We start from the raw sequence: 1,763 nt of genomic DNA on the forward strand, positions 1-1,763 counted from the left end.
GTCCTTTGTGGCGATCAGCCAGAGATTGGCGAGGCCCGGTATGGCAAAGGGCAGCATCGCCGGCAAGGTGATGCGCCGCAACAGCAGGCTGGAAGACATGCCATAGGCGCGGGCGGCTTCGATTTGCCCCTGAGGAATGGCCAGGATCGCGCCGCGGATCACCTCGGTCGAATAGGCGCCCTGAACGAAGCCGAGCACGGCGATGCCGGCGGCAAGGCCGCTGACGTCAATACGCTGATAACCCATCGCCGTCAGCGCCTGGTTGATCAGATAGGTCCCGGCATAATAGAGCAGCAGGATAAGCACCAGTTCGGGCACGGCGCGCACGATCGTGGTGTAGACCGCCAGGAGATCGCGCACCACCGGCCCGCCATAAAGCTTGCCATAGGCGCCGCCGGTGCCGATCAAAAGACCGAGGCACGTGGCGCCCAGCGCGATCTCGATCGAATGCAGCAGCCCAACCAGAAGAGTCCCGCCCCAGCCCGGCGGGTAGGGCGAGAGAAGTTCGATGGTGCCGACCGCCGAGGCCGAAAGAAATGCGTCGATCAGCGTCGCCCCCGGATTTGCTGGCGTCAGCCGCTGGCCATTCTCGTCAGCGGTTTCGGCGAAACCGCACGGCGGGATGCCGTGCGGTTTTGCTCATGCGTAGGCGATGTCAGTTCGACTGCGCGCCGCCACCGCCGTAAATGTCAAAATCGAAGTATTTCTTCGAGATCTCGTCGTATTTGCCGTTGGCACGGATCGCCTTGATGCCGGCGTTGATTTTGCCCTTCAGCTCGGTGTCCTCCTTGCGCACACCGGCGCCGACGCCGACCCCAAGCACTTCGTCATCCGGGGCCACCATGCCCTTCAGGTCGCAGCAGGCCTTGCCCTGGTCGGACTTGAGGAACTCGCCAAGCGGAATGGAATCCCCCAGCACCGTGTCGAGGCGACCAGCGGCAAGATCGTTGTTGGCTTCGTCCTGGGTCTGGTATTCCTTGATCTCGGAGGCTGTGCTGCCAAAGTGCTTCTTGGCGTAGACAGCGTTCACGGTCGACACCTGGACGCCGATGACCTTGCCCTTGAGATCGTCCGGCGTGGAGCCGAATTTCTGATCCTTCGGGCCGATGATGGCGGTCGGGGTGTTATAATACTTGTCCGAGAAGTCGATCGTCTTCTCCCGTTCGGCGGTGATCGACATCGAGCTGGCGATGACGTCGATCTTCTTGGTCGTCAACGCCGGGATGATGCCGTCCCAGGCGACCGGCGTGATGACGCAGTCGAGCTTCTCCTCGGCGCAGACAGCGTCGATGAATTCGATTTCCCAACCGACCCATTTGCCGGACGCATCCGGCGAGGTGAACGGCGGATAGGGCTCGGCAGCGACACCGATCTTGACCGGATCGGCCTTGGCCACGCCCATGGCGGCAACGCCAAGCAGCAGCGCTGCGGCAAAGGTCTTGAGAATAATCTTCATCGTCACGACTCCCAGTTTTGTTGTTGTTCCCGGTTTTCGTCCGCCCACAGTTTAACTGACGTTGCGGATGAACTGCTTCAGCCTTTCGGATTTTGGTGCGCCGAAGATCTGTTCCGGCGGCCCTTCTTCCTCGACCAGCCCGTTATGGAGGTAGACGACATGCGTCGCGACCTCGCGGGCAAACTTCATCTCATGGGTGACCAGCACCATGGTGCGGCCTTCGCGCGCCAGGTCGCCGATCACCTTCAGCACCTCGCCGACCAGCTCCGGGTCGAGCGCCGAGGTCGGCTCATCGAACAGCATGACG

General features: G+C 61.8%; 2 protein-coding genes and 1 pseudogene. All 3 read right to left on the bottom strand.

Features of this window, described 5'->3' with window-relative positions:
* On the bottom strand, positions 1 to 465 hold a 465-nt coding region (locus EOA29_RS35340), incomplete at its 3' end, for an ABC transporter permease subunit (RefSeq protein WP_127222318.1).
* Between the two features lie 190 nt (positions 466 to 655).
* Positions 656 to 1,456, bottom strand: coding sequence for a transporter substrate-binding domain-containing protein (locus EOA29_RS35345; RefSeq protein ID WP_127222317.1), 801 nt, complete (start codon positions 1,454 to 1,456; stop codon positions 656 to 658).
* Between the two features lie 51 nt (positions 1,457 to 1,507).
* A pseudogene (locus EOA29_RS35350) lies at positions 1,508 to 1,763 on the bottom strand (histidine/lysine/arginine/ornithine ABC transporter ATP-binding protein); the annotation flags it as partial.

Origin of the sequence: Mesorhizobium sp. M1E.F.Ca.ET.063.01.1.1 (assembly GCF_003998155.1) — a bacterium.
Lineage (GTDB): Bacteria > Pseudomonadota > Alphaproteobacteria > Rhizobiales > Rhizobiaceae > Mesorhizobium.